Here is a 22437-nt window from a genome sequence, read left to right on the forward strand (position 1 = left end):
GCCGCGAGGCGACACCAGGATCTGCAGGAGACCCGGCAATGCCCCCCTCCGAACCGCTTTCGCCGCGACCGGCCTTCCGGCTGGCCGCGTTCCTCGCTCTCATGTGCTTCTGCGCGCTGGCGCTCCCGGCCCGGGGCGCGCCGCAATACGGCTTCGCGGGCGGCAGCTCGGTGCGGGTCATCGGCAACGACACCGGCGGGCGGCTGAAGCCGCGCTTCGCCGAAATCCGGGCGCTGCGTTCGCGCGGGGAACGGGTCGAGATCCGGGGGCGCTACTGCCTCTCGGCCTGCACGCTCTACCTCGGCGCGGGCAACGTCTGCGTCGACCCGGACACGCGCTTCGGTTTCCATGGGCCGGGCTACCCGTCACGGCCGATCCGCCGCGAGCGCTTCGAATACTGGTCGCAGCGCATGGCAACCTACTACCCGCCGGGCGTGCAGGGCTGGTTCCTGTCGCGGGCCCGCTACGTGACATCGGGCTACCTGACGCTGATGGGGGCCGACCTGATCCGCATGGGCGTCTCGCGCTGCCGCGACAGCTGACCGGCGGGGCAGGGCGGGCCGGCCCGTCACCGGCCCGGTCATCTTTTGGGCGGCGTGAGGAGCGGTGGAACCAGTCACCCGGCCAATCCGGCGAGCAGACCATGGCCAGTCGCCCGGACAATCGGCGACGCAGGGCGCGCCGCCAACTCAGTCGGCGGCAGGGGCCTCGGCGCCTTCGGCAGGGGCGCCCTCGGCAGGCGCCTCGCCGTCATCGGGCGTGGTGACCGGTGTGGCGGTGGTCAGCACCCCGTTCACCCAGTCGCCCGAGACCTCTTCGCCGGTGGCGTAGCGCAGCGTGCCCTGGCCGTGCCGCTTGCCGTCCCGGAAGCTGCCCTCGTAGACGTCGCCGTTGGCGTAGGTCGCGATGCCTTCGCCCTCGAAATCGCCGTTCACCCAGCCGCCGCTGTAGCGGAAGCCGTCGGGCATCACGATCTCGCCCTCGCCATGGCGCAGGTCCTCGCGGAAATCGCCGGTGTAGGTGGCGCCGTCGGCATAGGTCGCGGTGCCGTGGCCGTGGCGCTGGTTGTCCTTCCAGGCGCCCTGGTAGGTGTAGCCGTCGGGGTAGGTGATCCGGCCCTCGCCATTGTAGCGTGCGTTGCTGAAGGCGCCCTGGTAGACCACGCCGTTGGTGTAGGTGGCGATGCCCTCGCCCTCGATCACGCCGTCGACCCAGGCCCCGTCATAGGTCGAGCCGTCGGGATAGGTGGTCTTGCCCCGCCCGTTGGCGAGGTCGCCGCGGATCTCGCCCTCGTAGACCGAGCCGTCGGGGTAGGTCACCCGGCCCTCGCCCTCGATCTGACCCGCCACCCAGCTGCCCTGCAGCTGGTAGCCGTCGGCGCCGGTGAAGGTGCCGAAGCCCTGCCGCTGGTCGTTGTTGAAGGCGCCCTCGTAGGTGTCGCCGTTCGCGTAGGTCTCCTTGCCCTCGCCCTCGCGGCGGCCGTCGACCAGTTCGCCCTCGTAGATGTCGCCGTTGGGCAGGGTGAGCTTGCCGGAGCCGTCCTGCTGCCCGTCGCGCCACATGCCCTCGTAGACCAGCCCGTCCGCCATGGTCAGCACGCCCTGACCGGCGCGCTTGCCGTTGGCGACGCGGCCCTCGTAGACCGAGCCGTCCGGGTAGGTGATGGTGGCGTTGCCCTCTTCGACGCCGTTCACCCAGTCGCCGTCGTAGCGGTAGCCCTCGGGGGTCGTCATCACGCCGCGCCCGTGGTGCAGCGCGTTGCGGAACGAGCCCTCGTAGCGCGAGCCGTTGGCGTACTGGATCACGCCCTTTCCGGTGATCTTGCCGTCGAGCCAGGAGCCCTCGTAGACCGAGCCGTCGGCCAGCACGATGCGCCCGATGCCCTCGGGCTTGCCCTTCTCGAAATGGCCTTCGTAGATCGCGCCGCTGGGGTAGCGGGCGGTGCCTTCGCCATTGATCTCGCCTTCGACCCAGGTGCCGGTGTACTCGTAGCCGTTCGGCAGCCGGTAGGTGCCGGTCCCGTGGCGCAGACCGTCCTGGAAGGTGCCCTCGTAGACCCCGCCATCGTCGAATTGCTTGGTGATGATCTCGCCGTCATCCTGCGCGATGGCGGCGCCGGCAATGGCCAGAAAAGCCGCTGCGGCGGCAAGTTTGATGCCTGCGCGTGTCATTGTTCGTTCCTTGCCGGATATCCCTCGCCTCGTGCCCGGAAGGTAAACAAGCCCCCTTGGACTGACAATCTCTTTTGCCCCGGGCTCCTTCCCCTCCGGCGTGGTTCTGCTATGTCGGCACGAGGATGTGATCGAAAGGACGTGGGTATGGCCGACCGTTTCCGCCTCACCATCGCGCAGCTCAACCCGGTGCTCGGCGATCTCGCGGGCAATGCCGCGCAGGCCCGTGATGCATGGGAACAGGGCAAGGCGGCGGGGGCCGACATGGTGGCGCTGCCCGAGATGTTCATCGCCAGCTACAGCCCGCAGGACCTGCCCTCGAAGAACGCCTTCACGCTCGACTGCATGGCGGCGGTGAGGCAGCTGGCCGAGGATTGCGCCGACGGCCCGACCCTTGCCATCGGCACGCCCTGGGTCGAGGGCACCGAGCTCTACAACGCCTACGTCATCTGCCGCGGCGGCAAGATCACCACCCAGGTCTTCAAGCATCACCTGCCGAATTACGAGGTCTTCGACGAGCTGCGCATCTACGACAGCGGCCCCATCGGCGGCCCCTACGCGGTGGGCAACACCCGGGTCGGCTCGCCGGTCTGCGAGGACGCCTGGTACGAGGACGTGGCCGAGACGCTGGCCGAGACCGGCGCCGAGTTCCTGCTGGTGCCGAACGGCTCGCCCTATCACCGCGACAAGTACGAGACCCGCCTGAACAAGATGGTGGCCCGCGTCATCGAAACCGGCCTGCCGCTGATCTACGTGAACATGACCGGAGGGCAGGACGACCAGATCTTCGACGGCGGCAGCTTCGTGCTGAACCCGCACGGGCAGGTGGCGGTGCAGCTCCCGGTCTTCGAGGAAGTCGTGGCCCATGTCGATCTCGAGCGCACCGAGAGCGGCTGGCGCGCGCTTGAGGGCGATTTCACCCGCCACCCGGACTCGATGGAGCAGGATTACAACGCGATGGTGGTCGCGCTGCGCGACTATTGCCGCAAGACCGGCTTCGGCAAGGTGCTGCTCGGGCTCTCGGGCGGCATCGACTCGGCGCTGGTGGCGACCATCGCGGTGGACGCGCTGGGCGCCGGCAACGTGCGCTGCGTGATGCTGCCGTCGGAATACACCTCGGAGCATTCGCTCGAGGACGCCAAGGCCTGCGCCGAGGCGCTGGGCTGCCACTACGATTTCGTGCCGATCACGCCCGGCCGCGACGCGATCACCGCGACGCTGGCGCCGCTCTTCGAGGGGCTGAAACCGGACCTGACGGAAGAGAACATCCAGTCCCGCCTGCGCGGTCTGCTGCTGATGGCGATGTCCAACAAGTTCGGTGAGATGCTGCTGACCACCGGCAACAAGTCCGAGGTCGCGGTGGGCTATGCCACGATCTACGGCGACATGGCGGGCGGCTACAATCCGATCAAGGATCTCTACAAGACCCGCGTCTTCGACATCTGCCGCTGGCGCAACGCCAACCATCGCGGCTGGATGTCGGGCCCCGGGGCCGCGCCGATCCCCGAGCGCATCATCACCAAGCCGCCCTCGGCCGAGCTGCGCGCCGACCAGAAGGACAGCGATTCGCTGCCCGACTACCCGGTGCTGGACGGGATCCTGAAGATCCTCGTGGATGACGACGGCTCGATCGCCGATTGCGTGGCAGCGGGCTACGACCGGGCGGACGCCAAGAAGGTCGAGCATCTGCTCTACATCTCGGAATACAAGCGCTTCCAGTCGGCCCCGGGCGCGCGCCTGTCGAAGCGCGCCTTCTGGCTCGACCGCCGCTATCCCATCGTGAACCGCTGGCGGGACAACAGCTGACGGGCCGGGGCAGGGGCGCGGTCCTCGGGTGGGGAGGGCGGCGCCGGAACGCCCCTGGCCGAGTGGCCGGTCCTCGGTCTGTCCCGATCACTCCGGGCATTGAGCTCGTGCGTTTCGGTTCGAGACGCGAGCCGACGGGCTGATCCTGGCATAGCAAACTGGTGACGCAGTCGGGATCGCGGTGCGACCCGACCTTGCGCACGGCCCGCCCGCGTCGGGGCGCGAGCGGGCTGCTACTCCCACCACCTGTCGATGGTGGCGATGTCGTCGTCGGACCAGCCGAAGTGGTGGGCGAACTCGTGGACCGTGACGTGGATCACCAGGTCCTCGAGCTCGATGTCGCCGCGGTCGCGCCATTCGGCGAGGATCGGCTGGCGGAACAGCCAGACCCGGTCGGGCCAGGGCGAGGGGTCGCTGAACGACCGTTCCGTCATCGGGATGCCCTCGTAGAGCCCGGTGAGCTCGAGCGGATCGTCGATCTCCATCTCGCGGAGCACGTCCTCGGGCGGCCACTCCTCGACCTGCAACAGCACCTCTGCGGCGGACTTCCGGAAGGGCTCGGGGAAGGTCTCGACGGCGCGGCGGGCCATGGCTTCGAAGGCGGAGAGATCGGGGGTGCTCATGGCTCTGATATGGCCGCTGGGCGACGCGAGGAAAAGGTCGTTTTCCGCCCGGAGGGTCGCAATCCGGCCAGAAGCCCGGGGCGATGCTTGTAAGGGACGGCGATCCTCTTGCTGCGAGTCCCACATGCTCACCGTCCACAAGATCCCCGCCGCCTTCGCCGAGGCGGAATGCGACCGCATCATCGACATTGCCCGCGCCGCGGGCAGCGCCGACGCGCGGCTCGTCGGCAACACCCGCGACCACAACCTGCGCCGCGCCGAGCTGGTCTGGCTCGACGACGTGGAGGGGACGGAATGGGTGATGGACCGGATCGTCGACGTGGTGCGGCAAGCCAACCGCGAGGCCTTCGGCTTCGATCTCGACGCCTTCGACGAGAGCCCGCAGGTCGCACGCTACGGCGCCGAGCGTGAGGGTCATTTCGGCTGGCATTCCGACATCGGTGACGGCCGGCTCGCGGCGCGGCGCAAGCTGACCATGGTGGTGCAGCTCACCTGCCCCGGGCGCTACCGCGGCGGGACGCTCGAGATCATGCCCTCGGCGCACAGCCTCGAGGCGGCACCGGAGCGCGGCACGGCGACGCTGTTCCCGTCCTTCCTGCTGCACCGGGTGACACCGGTGAGCCAGGGCGAGCGGCATTCGCTGACGATCTGGGCGCACGGTCCGGCCTTCCGGTGAACGGTGTGTAGGGGGCGTTCTGCGGTGGTGGACAGGGGAAGAGGGGGCGCTGCCCCCGTCCGCTGACGCGGACTCCCCCGGAGTTTACCGGGCAAGATGAAGGGGCGGGCCGCGCGCCTGTCCCGGGGGACGCGTGCGGCCTCTGTCGTCAGAGCATCAGCTGGTAGCTGTGCGGCACGTAGTGGAAGCCCTGATCGCGGGTCTCGACGTAGCCGAGCGCCGGGAACGGCATGTGGTAGCCGATGAAGGGCGTCTTGTCGGCGGCGAGCATGTCGAGGAGCTTGCGGCGGGATTGCGCGGCCTGCGCCTTGTCGGTGTCGAAGGACACTTCCCAGTCCGGATGGGCCAGCGACCAGACGTAGTGGTTGGCCAGATCGGCGATCAGCACCAGCTGCTTGCCGCCGCTTTCCAGCATGTAGCTCATGTGGCCCGGGGTGTGGCCGGGGGTCATCATCGCGGTGACGCCCGAGGCGACGCTGTCCCCGTCGGCGATGAATTCGAAGCGGTCGGCCAGTGGCTGGATCTTGCCGGTGAAGGTCTCGCCCCCGGCGCCGGACCAGTGGTCGTATTCCACATGCCCGGTGACATGCTGGGCGTTGGCGAAGGTCGGGCCGCCGCCGCCGGTGAGGCCGCCGACGTGGTCGCCGTGCATGTGGGTGATGACCACGTGGGTGACCTCGTCGCTGCCGTAGCCCGCGGCCTCGACCGCCGCGACGATGCCGTCGGGGTTGAGGCCGGTGTCGAAGAGGATGAGCTCGGCGCCGGTGTTGACCAGCGTCGGTGTGAAGAAGAACTGCGCCTTGTCGGTCGGGATGTTGGCCGCTTCGGAGACTGCGGCGAATTCCTCGTCGCTGGCATTCAGGCCGAAGATCTTGTGCGGCTCCTCGCGGGTCGCCGTACCGGCCATCAGCGCGGTGATCTCGAAGTCGCCGAGCGTCACACGGTTGACCTTGGGCGCTTGCGCGCCCTTCTGGGCGACCTGGGCGCCTGCCCGGCCCGCCGCGGCCATCAGCGGCAGCGCCGCCGCGCCGCCCAGGATGCCGCGTCTCGAAATGTTGGGTTGCATCATGGTCGTGTTCCCTCTCGTTGCCGGCCATGCCGATGGCGGGGACTCTAGCGCGAACGCGCGTCCCTGCCAGAAATGCGCGCTGCCGTTTGCGCGAGATTAACGAGTCATCGGGTACCCAGCCTCACCCCTTGAGTGAGGAGCCCTGAGATGATTCCCGATGCGTCGAACCCCTGCTGGCAGCGCGTGCTCATGACCGAGAAAGAGCTGGCCGGGGCCGTGCTTGCCACAAAACTCCTCGTGACCCGCCTGCGGCGCGAGGTGAAGCAGCGTCCGGCCGCGCTCAACAGCAAGATCGCGGAACTGCGCACCTATTTCGAAAAGAACTCCTTCGCGGTGAAGGACATCGCACTCTTCTGAGAGGTCAGACCCATGAAAAACGCAATGATGTCCGTTGCCGAGGCGCGTGCCCGGATCGAGGCCGGGGCGGTGCTGGTGATCGCCGGCTCCGAGGAGGCGCTGTCTTCCCTGCCCAAGGGGCGCTGGATCGGCGGCACCTCGGTCTATTTCGTGACCGAGACCGGCGGCCGCACGGACCGCGAGAACGTCTTCGTGACCGAGATCGAAGCCGCCGAGGACGCGCGGCCGGTGCTCTACCGGGGCGAGGACCTGCCGAGCCTGACCATGGGGCGCTACGAAAACGGTCTGTCGATCATCCTGATCCCGGCCTTCAGCAAGGCGCACGAGGCGTTCGCGATCCGCGGCGCCGAGTTTCCGGGCCTCTTCGACCAGCCGCTGATGGGCTGGATCACCGGCATTCACCTCGACGATCTCGGCGAGGTGACGCCCAAGGTCTTCGACGGCGCCAGGGGCGAGATGCACGAGGACGGCGCGATGCTGTTGCACGTGAAACTTCCCGCGGGAGAGGTCGCGGATCTCGACATCCTCAACCTCTTCGAGCCCGACATGTCCGCGGACGAGATCAGCTTCGGCGAGACCGGCTTCGGGGCGAAGACCGCCATGGTCAACGGGCAGGAGGTCGATTTCGCCGCCTATCTCGTCGAGAAGGGCATCGACACACGCTGCCCGCTGGTGGCAAATTTCGCGGGCGCGATGGTCAACGTGTCGTTTCAGGCGGTGGATCCGGCGGCGGGTGTGAGCTTCTATGCCCCGGTGATCGAGGGCATGACCTATCACATTGCCAGCACGCCCGGCGACTATGCCTCGGAGTTCGCGGCGCGGGCGCAGGGGGACGGGACGCGGGAGCTGTCGTGCAACTGCATCCTCAACTACCTCTATGGCGAGCTGGAATCGAAGACGACCGGGGGATTCACCGGCCCCGCGACCTTTGGCGAGATCGCCTACATGCTGCTGAACCAGACCATGGTGCGGGTGAACTTGCGGGCCGCCGAGGCAGCGCAGGTTGTCTGAGCTTGTGGCCCGCGTGCCTTGCGCGGGCCACTTTCCGGATGAAGGCCCGTCGTCAGTCGATCTCGCTGGCGCCGCATTGCGGCAGCAGCTCGGCGATCATCTGGTGCCGGCAGAGCTGGGTTCCGGGCGTGGTGACCGTTGCGCTCGCGGCGGCGGCGCCGAGCGCCAGCGCATCCGGCGCGCCGATGCCTGTGGCCAGCCCGTAGGCGAAAGCGCCGACGAAGCTGTCGCCCGCGCCGACGGCCGACACAACCGAGACCTTGGCGGCGCTCACCTGCGTGAGCCCGTCGGGCCCGGCCATCACCGAGCCGTCCGCCCCTCGGGCGAGGATCACCCGTTTCGCCGCGCCCCGTGCCACCAGCTCGGCGGCGAATTCGGCGGATTCGCGGCGCGTCACCAGCGGGCGGCCCGCCAGTTGCTCGGCCTCCTCGCTGTCCATGCGCAGCACGGCGGGCGCCGGGTCAGTGCCCGCGGCGAGGTATTCCAGCGCCGCGCCCGAGGTGTCGACGATCACCTCCGCCTCCTGCGGCAGCAGCACCCGGCAGAGCTCGGTCGCGTAGTGCACCGAGACACCCGGCGGCTGGCTGCCGCTCAGCACCACGATGCCGCCCTTGGGCACCGACGAGGCGATGGCCTGCAGCGACTCGGCCACGTCCTCTTCCGACCATTGCGGGCCGGGCAGGACGAAGCGGTACTGCGCGCCGGTCTCCCGGTCGTGCACGGCAAAACTCTCGCGGGTTTCGTCCGGCGCCTTCATCCGCACCAGCGGGATGCCGAGCTCGGAGAGCGTCGCCTCGAGCCGCATGCCGCTGGGTCCGGCAAGGGCGACGAAGGCACGCGCATGTGCCCCCATCTCGGCCGCCACGCGGGCGACGTTGATCCCGCCGCCGCCGGGATCGACGACAATGGGATCGCAGCGCAGCTTGGGGCCCGCGATGACCCGGTCGGTCGTCGTCGAGATGTCCAGCGCAGGGTTGAGCGTGACCGTCAGAATATCCTTCATGGGTTGCACCATGTCAGGCGCCGGGGGCTTCGCCAAGAGCCGCGAACTGGACAAATGACCGCGCTTGTGGGAAGTGCCCTCCGCGTAAGCAGGAGCCTCCCATGACCGTCACCCGTTTTGCCCCTTCGCCCACCGGCCACATCCACGTGGGCAACCTTCGCACGGCACTGTTCAACTACCTGATCGCCCGCAAGTCCGGCGGTACCTTCATTCTGCGCATCGACGACACCGATCCCGAGCGCAGCAAGGAAGAGTATGTCGACGGCATCAAGCGCGATCTGGAGTGGCTGGGCCTGACGTGGGACAGGACGGAGCGACAGAGCCTGCGGCTGGACCGCTACCACGAGGCCGCCGACAAGCTGCGCGCCATCGGTCGCTTCTACGAGGCCTTCGAGACCCCGACCGAGCTTGATCTCAAGCGCAAGAAGCAGCTGAACATGGGCAAGCCCCCGGTCTATGACCGTGCGGCGCTTGCACTTTCCGACGCCGAGAGGGACGCGCTGCGTGCCGAGCGCGGCAACGGCGTGTGGCGCTTCAAGCTCGACCAGCAGCGCATCGACTGGGAGGACGGCATCCTCGGCCCGATCTCGATCGACGCGGCGTCGGTGTCGGACCCGGTGCTGATCCGCGGCGACGGCCAGATCCTCTACACCCTCGCGTCGGTGGTCGACGACATCGAGATGGGCGTCACCAACGTGGTGCGCGGCTCGGACCACGTCACCAACACCGCGACGCAGATCCAGATCATCGAGGCGCTGGGCGGCACCCCGCCGGGCTTCGGTCACCACTCGCTGCTGACCGGCCCGCAGGGCGAATCGCTGTCGAAGCGACTCGGCGTTCTGTCGATCCGCGACCTGCGCGAGGCAGGCGTCGAACCCGAGGCGCTGCTGTCGCTGATGGCCCGTCTCGGCTCGAGCCAGCCGGTCGAGCTGCGCATGTCGCTCGAGGAGATCGCCGACGGTTTCGAGCTGAGCCAGTTCGGTGCGGCGCCCACCAAGTTCGACGAGAACGACCTCTACCCGCTCACCGCGCGCAAGCTGCATGGCCTGCCGCTCGAGGCAGTGGCGGACGAGATCGAAGCGCTGGGCGTGCCCGCCGACAAGGCCGAGCTGTTCTGGACCGTGACGCGAGAGAACATCCAGACCCGCAAGGAGCTGGCCAAGTGGTGGGCGTTGTTCCGCGATGGCGCCGAGCCGCTGGTGGCGGACGAGGACAAGGCGTTCATCGCCGAGGCCATGGCGATGCTCCCCGAGGGCCCGTTCACCCAGGAGACCTGGGGCGAGTGGACCAAGGCGGTGAAAGAAAAGACCGGCCGCAAGGGCAAGGGTCTCTTCATGCCGCTGCGCAAGGCGCTCACAGGTCTCGAGCGCGGCCCCGAGATGGCCGACGTGATGCCGCTTCTGCAGCAGATCCCGGCGCGCAAGCTCGCCGAGGGCTGAGCCCGGGCTGTCTCAAAGATCTCACGACCGCCGTGCAAGATCGCGGCGGTCGTCACTGATCTCGAGCGCGTGTTTGGCGTGACGCAGCGCGTAGCCGCGCATGGAGCGCGCCGCCATAGCCAGCTCGTCCCACTCGGACTGTTCGAGCTGCGCAAGTTCCGACACCGCGACCCCAACGACCTCGGGATGACCGGCCCCGGCGCGGATCAGCGCGGCGAAACCGTCCTCGATCAGGTCGCCGGCCCTCAGCACGGGCACCTCGATGCGCGGGAATTCCGCCGGGATGCCGCGGGTGGGGTCGGCCTCGGACAGGATCCGGCTCAGCCGGTGCAGCACGTCGATGGCGGTGCCCGGGTCGTTGATCCCCGGCGACAGCGCCCGCACCGCGATCTCGTTCAGCACCACGATCCCGAAGCGCGCGTCCTGCTCGTTGGTGCGGATCTCGCCCAAGGTGAAGGTCTTGGCCAGCGCCGCCATGTCTTTGATTTCGCCCAGCACCCAGCCGAGCGGCGTGCCCTTGAGCACGTGCTCCCCCGGCGCACGGGCGAGGGTGATCGAGGCGCCGGTCTTCGCCAGCGCGTCGCTCAGCGCATTCATGTCGATGAATTGCAGATAGCCGCCGGAGGGCGCGGGCAGGGCCGTCGCGCCCGAGGGGATCTCGGCGTCGGGGCTCAGGGGCACGCCCCCGAGCGCGGGCTGGGAGAGGATGCGGCGCAGCGGCTCGCGGGCGCGTTCCTCGACCTTGCTCAGCGTGTCGTCCATGCTGCCGAGGCTGCTCAGGTGGTCGATCCAGCGCAGGATCGCCAGCACGATGGCCGCGATGGCAAGGATGGTGAAGAAGAACACCACGACGGCGGCGGATTCCGAGTAGAACCCGGCGCGGAACATCACGATGGCGGTGAGCGAGAACAGGAAGGCGCCGGTGAAGGTCGCGAGCACGGTCTGCGTCGTGGTGTCCGACAGGTGCAGCCGGTAGGCGCGCGGCGTGGCCTGGCTCGCGGCGGTCTGGAACGCCTGCACCATGACCGAGAGCGAGAAGGTCGTGACCGTGAGCATGGTCGTGGCGAGGATGTTGAGCAGCGGCATCACCGCGTCGCTGCCGAAACGGTCCTGCCACTCCTCGGGGATGAGCGGATCGAAGAGCGGCGCCAGCGAGGCGGTGGCCAGCGCGACCAGCGCGCCGAACAGCACCCGCGCGGCAAGGTTGCGCGCCACGCGCCGCACCATGAGCAACGGTTTCGAACGCTTCATCGGTGGATCCTTCTGCTGCCGAGCGCGTCGAGGTGCCGGTCCACGAAGCCGCGCTCGTCGTCGGTCAGGCGCTGGGCCCGCGGGTAAATCGGCGCGGCGCGGTCGTCGAGCACCGGCGTCTCCCAGCCGGTGGTCGTGGCGAAGAATCGCTCCGCGCCTTCCGGGCCATACTCCGCCAGATAGCCCTGGATCACCACGTCGATGTAGCTCAGCAGCACCGGATGGTCATCGTCGGGCGCGTGCAGCCGCTCGGGCGCGATGGCATAGATCGCAAGCTGCGCCACGTCCGGGGCCGCGTGGGTGACGCAGGCGGCGGCGTCGAGCCGCTGATAGGCGTGCTCGCGGAGGTCGAGCGCCGCCCAGCCGTCTTCGGGAACGGGCGCGATCAGCCCCTCGATCTCGCAGTCCGGGTCGCGAATCGCGGTGAGGTAGGCAAGCTCGCGATCGGGGGTGACCCGCCACGCGCGTCGCCAACCGCGGGCGGTTGCGCCGTGTGCCGGGGTGAAGCCGTGGGTAAACCGGTTCACCAGGGAGCCGTAACCAAAGAAGAATGCGTTACTCAAGCGTCGTTCCGTTCTCGCGATTGATGTATGTCAAACCGTCTTTTCCCGGATGATGTATGTAATCCGGCGACCTGAGGAAGCGAGGACCTGGGCCGTGCGCGTTACCAAGAGAACCAACATTGCCATCCGTGTGCTGATGCATTGCGCGGCCAACTCCGGCCGTCTGGTGACGAAAGCCGAGATCGCCAGGCGTTGCAACGCGTCCGAGAACCACCTTGCGCAGGTAATCAACCAGCTTGCGCAACTGGGCTACCTGCACACCCAGCGCGGCCGCCACGGCGGTCTCGAGCTCGGGCGCCCGGCAGACCAGATCCGCATCGGCGACGTGTTCCGCGCGCTCGAGGCGCCGGTACCGCTGGCGGAATGCTTCGCCGACGTGGACAACACCTGCCCGCTGACCAACGCCTGTCGCCTCAAGATTGCGCTGACCGATGCGGCCAGCGCCTTCTATGCGACGCTTGACCCGATCTCGCTCGATACGCTGGTCTGTGACAATGCCCCGCTGATGGACATTCTTGCACCGGCAGGGCAGTGCACCGGGGCTTTGCGCCAGCAGAATCTTGCGGCTCAGTGACAAACAGCGTAGCTTGATCCGGACCGCGAGGGGAGAACCGGCCCGTCCGGTGCCGAAGGAGCAACCGCCCCGGAAACTCTCAGGCCCATGGACCTTTGCGGACACAAGAACTCTGGAGAGTGGCGCGGCCCGTTCGCGCCCGCCGAAGGGATAACGATCTCAGGCTGACGGACAGAGGGGGCATTCAGGCACGGATCCTATCCGTGCGAGGAATGTCCGGGGCAAGGCCGCGCGCCGCATCCGGGCCAGAGGGATGTGAGACGCGATGGATGAGCTGAAACGCACGCCACTACACGATCTGCACCTGTCGCTTGGAGCGAAGATGGTGCCATTCGCCGGCTACGAGATGCCGGTGCAATACAAGCTTGGTGTCATGAAAGAGCACCTCCACTGCCGCGCGGCAGCGGGCTTCTTCGACGTGAGCCACATGGGCCAGGTGATCCTGCGCGGCGACGACCCGGAAGGGGTGGCGCTGGCGCTCGAGACGCTGGTGCCCGTCGCCGTGGCCGGGCTCGGCGAGGGCCGGCAGCGCTACGGGCTCTTCACCAACGAGGATGGCGGCATCGAGGATGACCTGATGATCGCCAACCGCGGCGATCACCTGTTTCTCGTGGTCAACGCCGCCTGCAAGGAGGCCGACGTGGCCCGGCTGCGCGCCGGGCTCGAGCCCGCGGGCGTCACCGTCGACTATATCGAGGACCGGGCGCTCTTCGCGCTGCAGGGGCCCGCGGCCGAGCAGGTGCTGGCGGCGCTGAACCCGGCGGTGGCCGGGATGCGCTTCATGGATGTCGCGACGGTCGAGCTTGCGGGGTCCGAGTGCTGGGTCTCGCGCTCGGGCTACACCGGCGAGGACGGCTACGAGATCTCGGTGCCCGAGGCGTCCGCGGTGGCGCTGGCGGAGGCGTTGCTGGCGCATGAGGCGGTCGAGCCCATCGGGCTCGGCGCCCGCGACTCGCTGCGGCTCGAAGCGGGGCTCTGCCTCTACGGCCACGACCTCGATCCCAGCACCACGCCGGTGGCGGGCGGGCTGCTCTGGGCGATCCAGAAGGTGCGTCGCGCCGATGGCGCGCGGGCGGGCGGGTTTCCGGGGGCCGAGAAGATCCTTGCCGAGATCGCCACCGGTGCGCCGTCGGTGCGGGTCGGGCTGAAGCCCGAGGGCCGCGCGCCGATGCGCGAGGGGGTCGAGCTCTTCGAGACCGAGACCGGCGGCGACGCGGTCGGCCGGATCACTTCGGGCGGGTTCGGACCGACGGTCGGTGGGCCGGTCGCCATGGGCTACGTGCCCGCGCAGGCGGCGGCCCCGGGATCGCGGCTCTATGGCGAAGTGCGGGGCAAGCGGCTGCCGGTCGACGTGATCGCGCTGCCGTTCGTAAAACAAAGCTACAAACGCTGACTTGGAAGGGACGAGCGTTATGAAATTTACCGAAGAACACGAGTGGCTCGAGATCGAGGGCGACCTGGTGGTGGTGGGGATCACCGCCCACGCGGCAGAACAGCTGGGCGACGTGGTGTTCGTCGAGCTGCCCGAGCCGGGCACCACGGTGAGCAAGGATGACGAAGTCGTGGTGATCGAGTCGGTCAAGGCGGCGTCGGACATCCTCGCCCCGATCGACGGCGAGATCGTCGAGGTCAACGAGGCCATCGTCGAGGATCCGGGCAAGGTCAACGAGGATCCCGAGGGCGAAGCCTGGTTCTTCAAGCTCAAGGTCGAGGATCTCTCGGTGCTCGACGATTTCATGAGCGAGGCTGCCTACAAGAAGTTCATCGGCTAGGCTTGCTCCATTGATGCAGCGACTCGCCTAGCGCCTTCCGGGCCTGGTCACGGCGCGGACCGGAAGGCGGGCGGTGAGTATTTTTGGAATGATGGCAGGGCGGGGCCCGTTCCCGCCCCGGCTTTGGACATCCTGGACAAATCGACATGCCCTTCACCCCGACCGACTATCTCCCCTACGATTTCGCCAACCGGCGCCATATCGGACCGTCCCCCGCCGAGATGGCCGGGATGTTCGAGACCCTCGGCGTCGCCGACCTGGACGAGCTGATCGCCCAGACCGTTCCCGAGGCCATCCGGCAGGAGGCGCCGCTCGATTTCGGCGCGCCGCTTTCCGAGCGCGAGATGCTCTGGCGGCTGCAGGACGTGGCCGAGAAGAACAAGGTGTTCACCTCGCTGATCGGCATGGGCTACCACAACACGATCACGCCGCCGGCGATCCAGCGCAACATTTTCGAGAACCCGGCGTGGTACACGGCCTACACGCCCTACCAGCCCGAGATCTCGCAGGGCCGGCTCGAGGCGTTGCTCAACTACCAGACCATGGTCAGCGACCTGACCGGGCTCGAGATCGCCAACGCCTCGCTGCTCGATGAGGCCACCGCCTGCGCCGAGGCGATGACCATGGCGCAGCGGGTGGCGAAGTCCAAGGCCACGGCCTTTTTCGTCGACGAGAACTGCCACCCGCAGAACATCGCCGTCATGAAGACCCGCGCCGCGCCGCTGGGCATCGAGATCGTCGTGGGCGCGCCCGAGGCGCTCGACGCCGACAAGGTCTTCGGGGCGATCTTCCAGTACCCCGGCACCTACGGCGGCCTGCGTGATTTCGGCCCCGCCATGGAGGCCCTGCACGCGGCCAAGGCGGTCGGCATCGTCGCCGCCGACATCATGGCGCTCTGCCTCGTGAAGGAGCCGGGTGCGATGGGCGCCGACATCGCCGTGGGCTCGACCCAGCGCTTTGGCGTGCCGCTGGGCTACGGCGGTCCGCACGCCGCCTACATGGCCTGCCGCGAGGCGTTCAAGCGCGCCATGCCGGGCCGCATCGTCGGGGTCTCGGTCGATGCGCTGGGCAACCGCGCCTACCGGCTGGCCCTCCAGACCCGCGAGCAGCACATCCGCCGCGAGAAGGCGACCTCGAACGTCTGCACGGCGCAGGCGCTGCTGGCGGGGGTGGCGGGCCTCTACGCGGGGTTCCACGGTGCCACCGGTCTGAAGGCCATCGCGCAGCGCATCCACCTCAAGACCGCGCGCCTTGCCAGGGGGCTCGAGGATGCGGGCTATGCGGTGGAGAACGAGACCTTCTTCGACACCATCACCGTCGAGGTCGGCCTGCTGCAGCGGGGCATCCTGCAGGCGGCGATCAAGGAAGGCGTAAACCTGCGCCGGGTCGGCAAGACCAAGGTGGGCATCACGCTGGACGAGGCCACCCGCCCGGCGCAGATCGAGGCGGTCTGGCGGGCCTTCGGCCTCGTGCGCGAGGATGTCGAGAGCGCCGGCGCGTACCGTCTGCCCGAGGCGCTGCTGCGCGAGAGCGCCTATCTCACCCATGACATCTTCAAGATGAACCGGGCCGAGACCGAGATGATGCGCTACATGCGCCGCCTCGCGGACCGCGATCTTGCGCTCGACCGCGCGATGATCCCGCTGGGGTCGTGCACGATGAAGCTCAACGCCGCCGCCGAGATGATGCCGGTGAGCTGGCGCGAGTTCTCCTCGCTGCACCCCTACGCGCCGGCGGATCAGGCCAAGGGCTATGCCGAGATGATCGCCGATCTGTCACAGAAGCTCTGCGCCATCACCGGCTACGACGATTTCTCCATGCAGCCGAACTCGGGCGCGCAGGGGGAATACGCAGGACTGCTGACCATCGCGTCGTGGCAGAAGGCGCGCGGCGAGGGCCAGCGCAACGTCTGCCTGATCCCGGTGAACGCGCATGGCACCAACCCGGCCTCGGCGCAGATGGTCGGCTGGAAGGTCGTGCCGGTGAAATGCGACGAGAAGGGTTCGATCGATGTGGCGGACTTCCGCGCGAAGGCCGAGCAGTACAGCGACACGCTGGCGGCCTGCATGATCACCTACCCCTCGACCCACGGGGTCTTCGAGGAGACGGTGAAGGAGGTCTGCGCGATCACCCACGAGCATGGCGGACAGGTCTATATCGACGGCGCCAACATGAATGCCATGGTGGGCCTGTCGCGTCCGGGCGATCTTGGCGGCGACGTGAGCCACCTCAACCTGCACAAGACCTTCTGCATCCCGCATGGCGGTGGCGGCCCCGGCATGGGCCCGATCGGGGTGAAGGCGCATCTGGTGCCGCACCTGCCCTCCGATCCGCTCAAGGGGGGCGTCGCGGGGCCAGTTTCTGCTGCGGCCTTCGGCTCGCCCTCGCTGCTGCCGATCTCGTGGGGCTACATCCTGATGATGGGCGGCGAGGGTCTGACGCAGGCCACGCGCGTGGCGATCCTGAACGCCAACTATATCGCCGCAAGGCTCTCGGGCGCCTACGAGATCCTCTACACCGGGCCGCAGGGCCGGGTGGCGCACGAGTGCATCCTCGACGTGCGGCCTTTCGAGAAATCCGCGGGGGTGACCGTCGAGGACATCGCCAAGCGGCTGGTGGACTGCGGCTTCCACGCCCCCACCATGAGCTGGCCGGTGGCGGGCACGCTGATGGTGGAGCCGACGGAGTCCGAGACCCGGGCCGAGCTCGACCGCTTCTGCGACGCGATGCTGGCGATCCGGGAAGAGATCCGCGACATCGAGGACGGGCGGATCGACGCGGAGAACAACCCGCTGAAGCACGCGCCGCACACGATGGAGGACCTCGTCCGCGACTGGGACCGCCCCTACTCGCGCGAGCAGGGGTGCTTCCCGCCGGGTGCGTTCCGGGTCGACAAGTACTGGCCGCCGGTCAACCGCGTCGACAACGTCTACGGCGACCGGCATCTGGTCTGCACCTGCCCGCCGATGAGCGACTATGCCGAGGCGGCGGAATAGGCGGAGAGCGCCGGAGTGAGGGGCCAGCCCCTCACACTCCCCGGAGTTTAGGGGCAAGATGAAGAGACGGCCCGCGCTCCTGTCCGGAGGGCGGGCCGTGCCGTATCCGGGGGGCCGTGTGGTATCGGGTGGTGTCAGTCGGTTTCGAGCAGGAAGCCGAGCGTGTCGCGGATCCGGCCCCAGGTGGCGGGGTCGGAGGCGCAGAGCAGGTAGCCCTCGCGGTTTGCAGCGTTGTACGCGCTGCCGTCGAGCATGGCGACATGGCCGCCCGCGCATTGGCAGAGCAGGGCGCCCGCGGCGTGGTCCCAAGGCGTGAGCCGGCCGGAGAGCACGAAATCCACGTGGCCCTGCGCCAGCATCCGCATCTCGTGCGCCGAGCAGCGCAGCGAGCCCACGCGCTCGAACCGGGGCATCAGCGCGCCGAACTGCGCCTGCTTGTCGGCGGGCAGCATGTAGAAGGGGGCGTAGCCCTGCAGCTCTTCGACCGGGCCGCCGCCGGAGACCGTCAGGGTGCGGCGGGCGCGGCGCTTCGGCGTGACCAGCTCGGCCGGGCCGCCGGTCTCGCCGATCACCACGTCATCCATCAGCGGGTCGTAGATCAGCCCGAAGACCGGCACGCCGAAGCGCAGCGCCGAGACGATCACGCCGAAGGTGGCGAGCCCGTGGGCATAGTTCCAGGTGCCGTCGACCGGGTCGATGGTGAAGGCGAGCTCGGCCTCGGGGATGCCGTCGAGCACCTCGGGATGCAGCGCGACGTTCTCCTCACCGATGATCAGCGCGTTGGGGAAGAGCGTCAGCAGGCCGCGCGCGATCATCCGCTCGGCGGCGCGGTCGGCCTCGGTCACCACGTCCTGGCGCGAGGTCTTGTGGTCGATGTCCGAGGCCTCGAGCGTGCGGAAGCGGGGCAGGATCTCGGCCCGGGCGGCGCGGCGCACGAGGTTGAGGATCGAAGCGCGCTGGGCGGAGGTCAGCGTGGAGACGGTCATCGGCAGGGTGGGGGAGAGGGAATCGCGCATGGGTCGGGGTCCGTTCGCAGCCAGAGGTGCCCCCGGAGTGCCAGCCGGGGCGCATGGGTGCAAGCGGCGGGCGGCGGCTATTCGCGCGCCCGCAGCACCTGCGCCGGCCGGGCTGCCAGCGGACCCCAGGCAAAGGCGATGCCGGCGAGCAGCGTGGCGAGCACGCCGCCCGCGATGATGCCGAGCGCCGAGGGCCAGACGATGGCGAAGCTGGTTTCCATGATGAAGGTGCTCACCGCCCAGCCGCCGAGGATGCCCGCGACCAGCGCCACCACGCCGGCCCCGGCACCGAGCAGCGCCGAGCGCAGCGCGAAGCTCTGCAGGATGCGCCGGCGCGAGGCCCCGAGGGTCTTGAGCACCGCCGCCTCGTAGGTGCGCGCACCGGTGCCCGCCGCCGCCGCTCCGATCAGCACGAGGAAGCCTGTCAGAAGCGTCGCCGCGGCGCCCCAGCGGATCGCGGCGCCGATGCCCTCGAGCAGCTCCGCCACCCGGTCTATGGCGTCACGCACCCGGATTGCGGTGATATTGGGGTAGGTGGAGGCAAGGTCGCGCAGGATCTGCGCCTCGGCCCCGGCTTCGGCATAGACCGTCGAGATGAAGGTGTGCGGCGCGCCCTGCAGCGCAGCGGGGTTCAGCGTCATCACGAAGCCGATGCCCGCCGTCGAGAAATCCACGTCGCGGAAGCTGGTGATGGTCGCGGTGATGTCGCGGCCCAGCACGTTGAAGGTGATCTCGTCGCCGAGCTTGAGCCCGATCTCCTCGGCCTCTTCCCGGGCGAAACTGATCTGGGGAGGGCCGTCGTAATCCTCGGGCCACCATTCGCCGCTGGTGACGATGGTGCGGTCGTCGGGGGTGGCGGCGTAGGTGATGCCGCGGTCGCCGCGCACCACCCAGTGATCGCCCGCCACCTCCTGCGCGTTGACGCCGTTGATCCGGGTGATCACGCCGCGCAGCATGGGCGCGGTGTCGACGCGGCTGACGGCCGGGTCATTCTCGAGACGCTCGAGGTAGCCGTCGATCTGGGCGGGCTGGATGTCGACGAAGAAATAGGACGGGGCGACCTCGGGCAGGTCGCGGTCGATGGCGCTGCGCAGGTTGCCGTCGATCTGGCCGACGGCGGCGAGCACCGAGAGCCCCAGCCCCAGCGACAGCACCACCGAGGCGGCGGTCTCGCGCGGGCCGCCGATGGCCGCGAGCGCCCAGCGCAGGGCGGGGCGACCGCGCGCGGCCGAGACGCTGCGATGGGCCAGCGCGCGGATGCCGGTGGCGGCGACCGCGAGGATTATGAGCGCGCCAAGGATGCCGCCGGCGGTCCAGAGGGTGATCTGCGGGCTCCCCGAGAACACCATGGCGACGCCCACCAGAAGCAGCACCAGCAGTCCGGTCGCGACCACGAAGCGGGTCGCAGGCAGGCCGCGGGCGCTGTCGAGCGCGTCGCGGAAGAGGGCAGCGGCGCGGACCTCCTCGGTGCGGGCGAGCGGCCAGAGCGTGAAGAGCAGCGCGGTCAGGATGCCGTAGATCGCGGCCTCGGCCAACGGCCCGGGGTAGAGGGTGAAGATCACCGGGATCGGCAGCGCGCCCGCGATCATCGGGGCGAAGAGCAACGGCACGGCGGCACCGAGGACCAGGCCCATGGCGATTCCGAGCAGGCTCAGCGCGCCGATCTGCAGGAAATAGGTCAGGAAGATCACCCGGCGGCTGGCGCCGAGGGTGCGCAGGGTGGCGATGACCGCGGTCTTGCGCGCGAGGTAGGCGCGCACCGCGGCAGAGACGCCGATGCCGCCGACCGCGAGCCCGGAGAGCCCGACCAGCACGAGGAAATTCGCCAGCTGGTCGACGAAGCGCGCGACGCCCGGCGCGCCGTTGCGGGCATCGCGCCAGCGCATGCCGCTGCCTTCGTACTGCGCCTCGGCCCGGCCGCGCAGCGCGTCCATGTCTGTGCCCTCGGGCACCAGCAAGCGGTACTCGGTCTCGAAGAGCGAGCCGGGCGCGAGCAGGCCCGAGCCCTCGAGATCGGAGGTGCGGACCATGGTGCGCGGGCCCAGCCCGAAGCCGCCGCCGGCATCGTCGGGCTCGGTCACGATGGTGGCCGAGAGGGTGAAGCGGCGGGTGCCGAGCGCGAAGCTGTCGCCCGGGCTGAGGCCCATCCGGTCGGCCAGCACCGGTGCCATCACCGCGCCGGGCAGGTCGTTGCCGTCGAGCGCCTGCGACAGCGGCATCGGCGGGTCGAGCACCATTTCGCCCAGCAGCGGGTAGGCGTCGTCAACCGATTTCACCTGCGTCAGGCCACGCTCGGGTCCGGTCTCGCCCTCGGCCACGGCCATCGAACGGAAGTCGGTGACCTCGGAGACCGCAGTCGACACGCTCTCGAGCCAGGCGCGCTCGTCCTCCGAGGCAAAGCGATAGGTGAACTCGGCCTGCGCGTCGCCGCCGAGCAGGATCGCGCCCTGATCGCTGAGACCGGCCTGGATCGCCGAGCGCACCGATCCGACGCCGGCGATGGCCGCGACGCCAAGGGCGAGGCAGGCGAGGAAGATCCGGAACCCCCGCAGGCCGCCGCGCAACTCGCGTCGGGCGAAGCGGGCCGCGATGGAAAGGCTCATTCCGCCGCCCTCGCCGCCCCTTCCGCGACCTCGCCGTCGGTCAGCCGCACCACGCGGTCGCAGCGCTGCGCCAGTGCGTTCGAGTGGGTGACCAACACCAGCGTCGCGCCGTGGCGGTCGCGCAGGCCGAAGAGCACGTCCATGATCGCGTCGCCGTTCCGACCGTCGAGGTTGCCGGTGGGCTCGTCCGCCAGCAGAACGTCGGGCCGTGGCGCCGAAGCGCGGGCCAGCGCGACCCGCTGCTGTTCGCCCCCGGACATCTGCGCCGGGTAGTGGTCGGCGCGATGGCCGAGCCCCACCGCCTCGAGCTCGGCCCGGGCCCTCTCGAAGGCATCGCGATGACCGGCAAGTTCGAGCGGCGTTGCCACGTTCTCGAGCGCGGTCATCGTCGGGATCAGGTTGAAGCTCTGGAACACCACCCCCATGTGATCCCTGCGAAAGCGCGCGAGCTGGTCCTCGGTCATCGACGTCAGGTCCTGTCCCAGAACCTCGACCGTGCCCCCGGTGGCGTTCTCGAGGCCGCCCATCACCATCAGAAGCGAGGACTTCCCGCTGCCCGACGGACCGATCAGCCCCAGCGTCTCGCCGCTGCCGACCTCGAGCGAGATGCCGTGCAGGATTTCTACCATCCCGGCATTGCCGCGCAGGCTGAGCGTGACATCTTTGAGGGCGATGACGGGAGCAGGCATAAGGGGATCCGGGAAAATGAAGCGCTCGCTAGGATATGGGGTCGCCATGCGGCTGAACAAGGCGATGCCGGCGCTGGTGCTGCTCTGCGGCATGCTCGCGGCGCCAGCCCGGGCCGAAACGGTGCACCTGCTGGCGCTGGGTGACAGCCTGACGCAAGGATACGGGCTGATCGAGCAGGACGGCTTCGTACCGCAGCTGCGCGCGTGGCTCGAAGAGCGCGGGCACGATGTCAGGATCGTGAACGGCGGTGTCTCCGGCGACACGACCGCGGGCGGGCTGTCGCGGGTGGACTGGTCGCTGACGCCCGAGATCCAGGGGATGATCGTGACGCTGGGCGGCAATGATCTGCTGCGGGCGCTGGGCCCCGAGGTGAGCCGCGCCAATCTCGAGGGAATCCTGCAGGCCGCCGAGGCGAAGGGGGTCGAGGTGCTGCTGGTTGGGATGCAGGCACCGGGAAACTACGGCCCGGAGTTCAAGCAGAGCTTCGATGCCATCTATCCCGAACTGGCCGAGCGGTTCGACACGGTCTATGCGCCGAGCTTCTTCGCGGGGATCCTGCCCGAGGGCGGTACGCCGCAGGACGCCACGGGGTTCATGCAGGCCGACGGGATCCATCCGAACGCCGAGGGCGTGACGCGCGTCGTCGAGGCGCTCGGGCCGTCCGTAGAGGAGCTGATCGCCCGGATCGAGGACGCCGACTGAGGCTTGCGGTCCTCGCGGATCGGGTGAACGCCTCTGGGTCTGGGTCTGGGTCTGGGTCTGGGTCTGGGTCTGGGTCTGGGTCTGGGTCTGGGTCTGGGTCTGGGTCTGGGTCTGG

At 69.0% G+C, this 22437-nt stretch carries 20 protein-coding genes and 1 riboswitch; of the genes, 11 read left to right on the top strand and 9 right to left on the bottom strand.

The features are described from left to right. The first annotated feature begins 38 nt into the window (after nt 1-38). Nucleotides 39-542 carry a hypothetical protein gene (locus HC022_RS02070; protein WP_167451143.1) on the top strand — a complete coding sequence of 168 codons (504 nt, stop codon included), beginning with the start codon at nt 39-41 and terminating at the stop codon, nt 540-542. Nucleotides 543-689: 147 nt separating this feature from the next. On the opposite strand, the gene HC022_RS02075 is transcribed toward HC022_RS02070, so the two are convergent. Continuing rightward, nucleotides 690-2171, bottom strand: a complete 1482-nt coding sequence (locus HC022_RS02075) for an MORN repeat-containing protein (RefSeq protein ID WP_167451144.1) — start codon at nt 2169-2171, stop codon at nt 690-692. Between the two features lie 147 nt (nt 2172-2318). On the opposite strand from HC022_RS02075, the gene HC022_RS02080 reads away from it, so the two are divergent. Continuing rightward, nucleotides 2319-3977, top strand: coding sequence for an NAD+ synthase (locus tag HC022_RS02080; RefSeq protein ID WP_167451145.1), 1659 nt, complete (start codon nt 2319-2321; stop codon nt 3975-3977). Nucleotides 3978-4210: 233 nt separating this feature from the next. Here the strand turns inward: HC022_RS02080 and HC022_RS02085 are convergent, their stop codons facing one another. Further along, nucleotides 4211-4600 (bottom strand): metallopeptidase family protein, encoded by a 390-nt coding sequence (locus tag HC022_RS02085; RefSeq protein WP_008886555.1) that lies wholly within the window; start codon nt 4598-4600, stop codon nt 4211-4213. Nucleotides 4601-4724: 124 nt separating this feature from the next. Between HC022_RS02085 and HC022_RS02090 the strand changes: the two genes are divergently transcribed. Continuing rightward, nucleotides 4725-5276 carry a 2OG-Fe(II) oxygenase gene (locus HC022_RS02090; RefSeq protein WP_089956479.1) on the top strand — a complete coding sequence of 184 codons (552 nt, stop codon included), beginning with the start codon at nt 4725-4727 and terminating at the stop codon, nt 5274-5276. 148 nt (nt 5277-5424) lie between these two features. On the opposite strand, the gene HC022_RS02095 is transcribed toward HC022_RS02090, so the two are convergent. Continuing rightward, nucleotides 5425-6345, bottom strand: coding sequence for an MBL fold metallo-hydrolase (locus HC022_RS02095; protein ID WP_167451146.1), 921 nt, complete (start codon nt 6343-6345; stop codon nt 5425-5427). Between the two features lie 147 nt (nt 6346-6492). Between HC022_RS02095 and HC022_RS02100 the strand changes: the two genes are divergently transcribed. Together HC022_RS02100 and HC022_RS02105 are read left to right on the top strand one after the other, a co-directional pair. Continuing rightward, nucleotides 6493-6702, top strand: a complete 210-nt coding sequence (locus tag HC022_RS02100) for a hypothetical protein (RefSeq protein WP_008886544.1) — start codon at nt 6493-6495, stop codon at nt 6700-6702. 12 nt (nt 6703-6714) lie between these two features. After that, nucleotides 6715-7713 (top strand): hypothetical protein, encoded by a 999-nt coding sequence (locus HC022_RS02105; RefSeq protein WP_167451147.1) that lies wholly within the window; start codon nt 6715-6717, stop codon nt 7711-7713. A gap of 52 nt (nt 7714-7765) precedes the next feature. Here HC022_RS02105 and HC022_RS02110 read toward each other — a convergent pair whose 3' ends face one another. Continuing rightward, on the bottom strand, nt 7766-8716 hold the full coding sequence (locus HC022_RS02110) for a 1-phosphofructokinase family hexose kinase (RefSeq protein WP_008887241.1): 951 nt from the start codon (nt 8714-8716) through the stop codon (nt 7766-7768). 101 nt (nt 8717-8817) lie between these two features. Between HC022_RS02110 and gltX the strand changes: the two genes are divergently transcribed. Beyond that, the gene (gene gltX, locus HC022_RS02115) at nt 8818-10155 is read left to right on the top strand and encodes a glutamate--tRNA ligase (RefSeq protein ID WP_089956486.1); all 1338 of its coding nucleotides are present in this window, start codon (nt 8818-8820) and stop codon (nt 10153-10155) included. Nucleotides 10156-10176: 21 nt separating this feature from the next. Here gltX and HC022_RS02120 read toward each other — a convergent pair whose 3' ends face one another. Beyond that, nucleotides 10177-11406, bottom strand: coding sequence for a DUF2254 domain-containing protein (locus HC022_RS02120; protein WP_167451148.1), 1230 nt, complete (start codon nt 11404-11406; stop codon nt 10177-10179). Further along, on the bottom strand, nt 11403-11969 hold the full coding sequence (locus HC022_RS02125; protein WP_167451149.1) for a gamma-glutamylcyclotransferase family protein: 567 nt from the start codon (nt 11967-11969) through the stop codon (nt 11403-11405). The genes HC022_RS02120 and HC022_RS02125 overlap by 4 nt, the downstream gene beginning before the upstream one ends. Nucleotides 11970-12063: 94 nt before the next feature. Between HC022_RS02125 and HC022_RS02130 the strand changes: the two genes are divergently transcribed. The 4 genes from HC022_RS02130 (at nt 12064) to gcvP (ending at nt 17311) form a co-directional block, all read left to right on the top strand. Beyond that, a complete protein-coding gene (locus tag HC022_RS02130) occupies nt 12064-12543 on the top strand; it encodes an Rrf2 family transcriptional regulator (protein WP_008887107.1) in 480 nt (159 codons plus the stop codon). Between the two features lie 19 nt (nt 12544-12562). Then, nucleotides 12563-12648, top strand: a riboswitch (glycine riboswitch). Between the two features lie 160 nt (nt 12649-12808). Then, nucleotides 12809-13936, top strand: coding sequence for a glycine cleavage system aminomethyltransferase GcvT (gcvT, locus tag HC022_RS02135; protein WP_167451150.1), 1128 nt, complete (start codon nt 12809-12811; stop codon nt 13934-13936). Nucleotides 13937-13955: 19 nt separating this feature from the next. Next, nucleotides 13956-14315: a glycine cleavage system protein GcvH gene (gcvH, locus tag HC022_RS02140; RefSeq protein WP_008886906.1), complete on the top strand. Its 360-nt coding sequence runs from the start codon at nt 13956-13958 to the stop codon at nt 14313-14315. Between the two features lie 146 nt (nt 14316-14461). After that, complete coding sequence (gene gcvP / locus HC022_RS02145) at nt 14462-17311, top strand: aminomethyl-transferring glycine dehydrogenase (RefSeq protein WP_167451151.1); 2850 nt, start codon at nt 14462-14464, stop codon at nt 17309-17311. Nucleotides 17312-17445: 134 nt separating this feature from the next. Here gcvP and HC022_RS02150 read toward each other — a convergent pair whose 3' ends face one another. The 3 genes from HC022_RS02150 to HC022_RS02160 form a co-directional block, all read right to left on the bottom strand. Next, entirely contained in the window at nt 17446-18327 is an 882-nt protein-coding gene (locus HC022_RS02150) for an inositol monophosphatase (RefSeq protein WP_167451152.1), read from the bottom strand. Nucleotides 18328-18404: 77 nt separating this feature from the next. Then, a complete protein-coding gene (locus HC022_RS02155) occupies nt 18405-20930 on the bottom strand; it encodes an ABC transporter permease (RefSeq protein ID WP_167451153.1) in 2526 nt (841 codons plus the stop codon). Further along, a complete protein-coding gene (locus HC022_RS02160) occupies nt 20927-21619 on the bottom strand; it encodes an ABC transporter ATP-binding protein (protein ID WP_167451154.1) in 693 nt (230 codons plus the stop codon). Before HC022_RS02160 ends, HC022_RS02155 begins: the two co-directional genes overlap by 4 nt. Nucleotides 21620-21635: 16 nt before the next feature. Between HC022_RS02160 and HC022_RS02165 the strand changes: the two genes are divergently transcribed. Beyond that, nucleotides 21636-22322, top strand: coding sequence for an arylesterase (locus HC022_RS02165; RefSeq protein ID WP_175583415.1), 687 nt, complete (start codon nt 21636-21638; stop codon nt 22320-22322). Nucleotides 22323-22437: the final 115 nt, after the last annotated feature.

It is taken from the genome of Salipiger sp. HF18 (assembly GCF_011806505.1).
Taxonomy (GTDB): Bacteria; Pseudomonadota; Alphaproteobacteria; order Rhodobacterales; family Rhodobacteraceae; genus Salipiger; species Salipiger thiooxidans.

Coding starts and splice junctions, on each gene's coding strand:
- HC022_RS02070 (WP_167451143.1), top strand. CDS start 39: ATGCCCCCCTCCGAACCGCTTTCGCCGCGACCGGCCTTCCGGCTGGCC.
- HC022_RS02075 (WP_167451144.1), bottom strand. CDS start 2,171: ATGACACGCGCAGGCATCAAACTTGCCGCCGCAGCGGCTTTTCTGGCC.
- HC022_RS02080 (WP_167451145.1), top strand. CDS start 2,319: ATGGCCGACCGTTTCCGCCTCACCATCGCGCAGCTCAACCCGGTGCTC.
- HC022_RS02085 (WP_008886555.1), bottom strand. CDS start 4,600: ATGAGCACCCCCGATCTCTCCGCCTTCGAAGCCATGGCCCGCCGCGCC.
- HC022_RS02090 (WP_089956479.1), top strand. CDS start 4,725: ATGCTCACCGTCCACAAGATCCCCGCCGCCTTCGCCGAGGCGGAATGC.
- HC022_RS02095 (WP_167451146.1), bottom strand. CDS start 6,345: ATGATGCAACCCAACATTTCGAGACGCGGCATCCTGGGCGGCGCGGCG.
- HC022_RS02100 (WP_008886544.1), top strand. CDS start 6,493: ATGATTCCCGATGCGTCGAACCCCTGCTGGCAGCGCGTGCTCATGACC.
- HC022_RS02105 (WP_167451147.1), top strand. CDS start 6,715: ATGAAAAACGCAATGATGTCCGTTGCCGAGGCGCGTGCCCGGATCGAG.
- HC022_RS02110 (WP_008887241.1), bottom strand. CDS start 8,716: ATGAAGGATATTCTGACGGTCACGCTCAACCCTGCGCTGGACATCTCG.
- gltX (WP_089956486.1), top strand. CDS start 8,818: ATGACCGTCACCCGTTTTGCCCCTTCGCCCACCGGCCACATCCACGTG.
- HC022_RS02120 (WP_167451148.1), bottom strand. CDS start 11,406: ATGAAGCGTTCGAAACCGTTGCTCATGGTGCGGCGCGTGGCGCGCAAC.
- gcvT (WP_167451150.1), top strand. CDS start 12,809: ATGGATGAGCTGAAACGCACGCCACTACACGATCTGCACCTGTCGCTT.
- gcvH (WP_008886906.1), top strand. CDS start 13,956: ATGAAATTTACCGAAGAACACGAGTGGCTCGAGATCGAGGGCGACCTG.
- gcvP (WP_167451151.1), top strand. CDS start 14,462: ATGCCCTTCACCCCGACCGACTATCTCCCCTACGATTTCGCCAACCGG.
- HC022_RS02150 (WP_167451152.1), bottom strand. CDS start 18,327: ATGCGCGATTCCCTCTCCCCCACCCTGCCGATGACCGTCTCCACGCTG.
- HC022_RS02155 (WP_167451153.1), bottom strand. CDS start 20,930: ATGAGCCTTTCCATCGCGGCCCGCTTCGCCCGACGCGAGTTGCGCGGC.
- HC022_RS02160 (WP_167451154.1), bottom strand. CDS start 21,619: ATGCCTGCTCCCGTCATCGCCCTCAAAGATGTCACGCTCAGCCTGCGC.
- HC022_RS02165 (WP_175583415.1), top strand. CDS start 21,636: ATGAAGCGCTCGCTAGGATATGGGGTCGCCATGCGGCTGAACAAGGCG.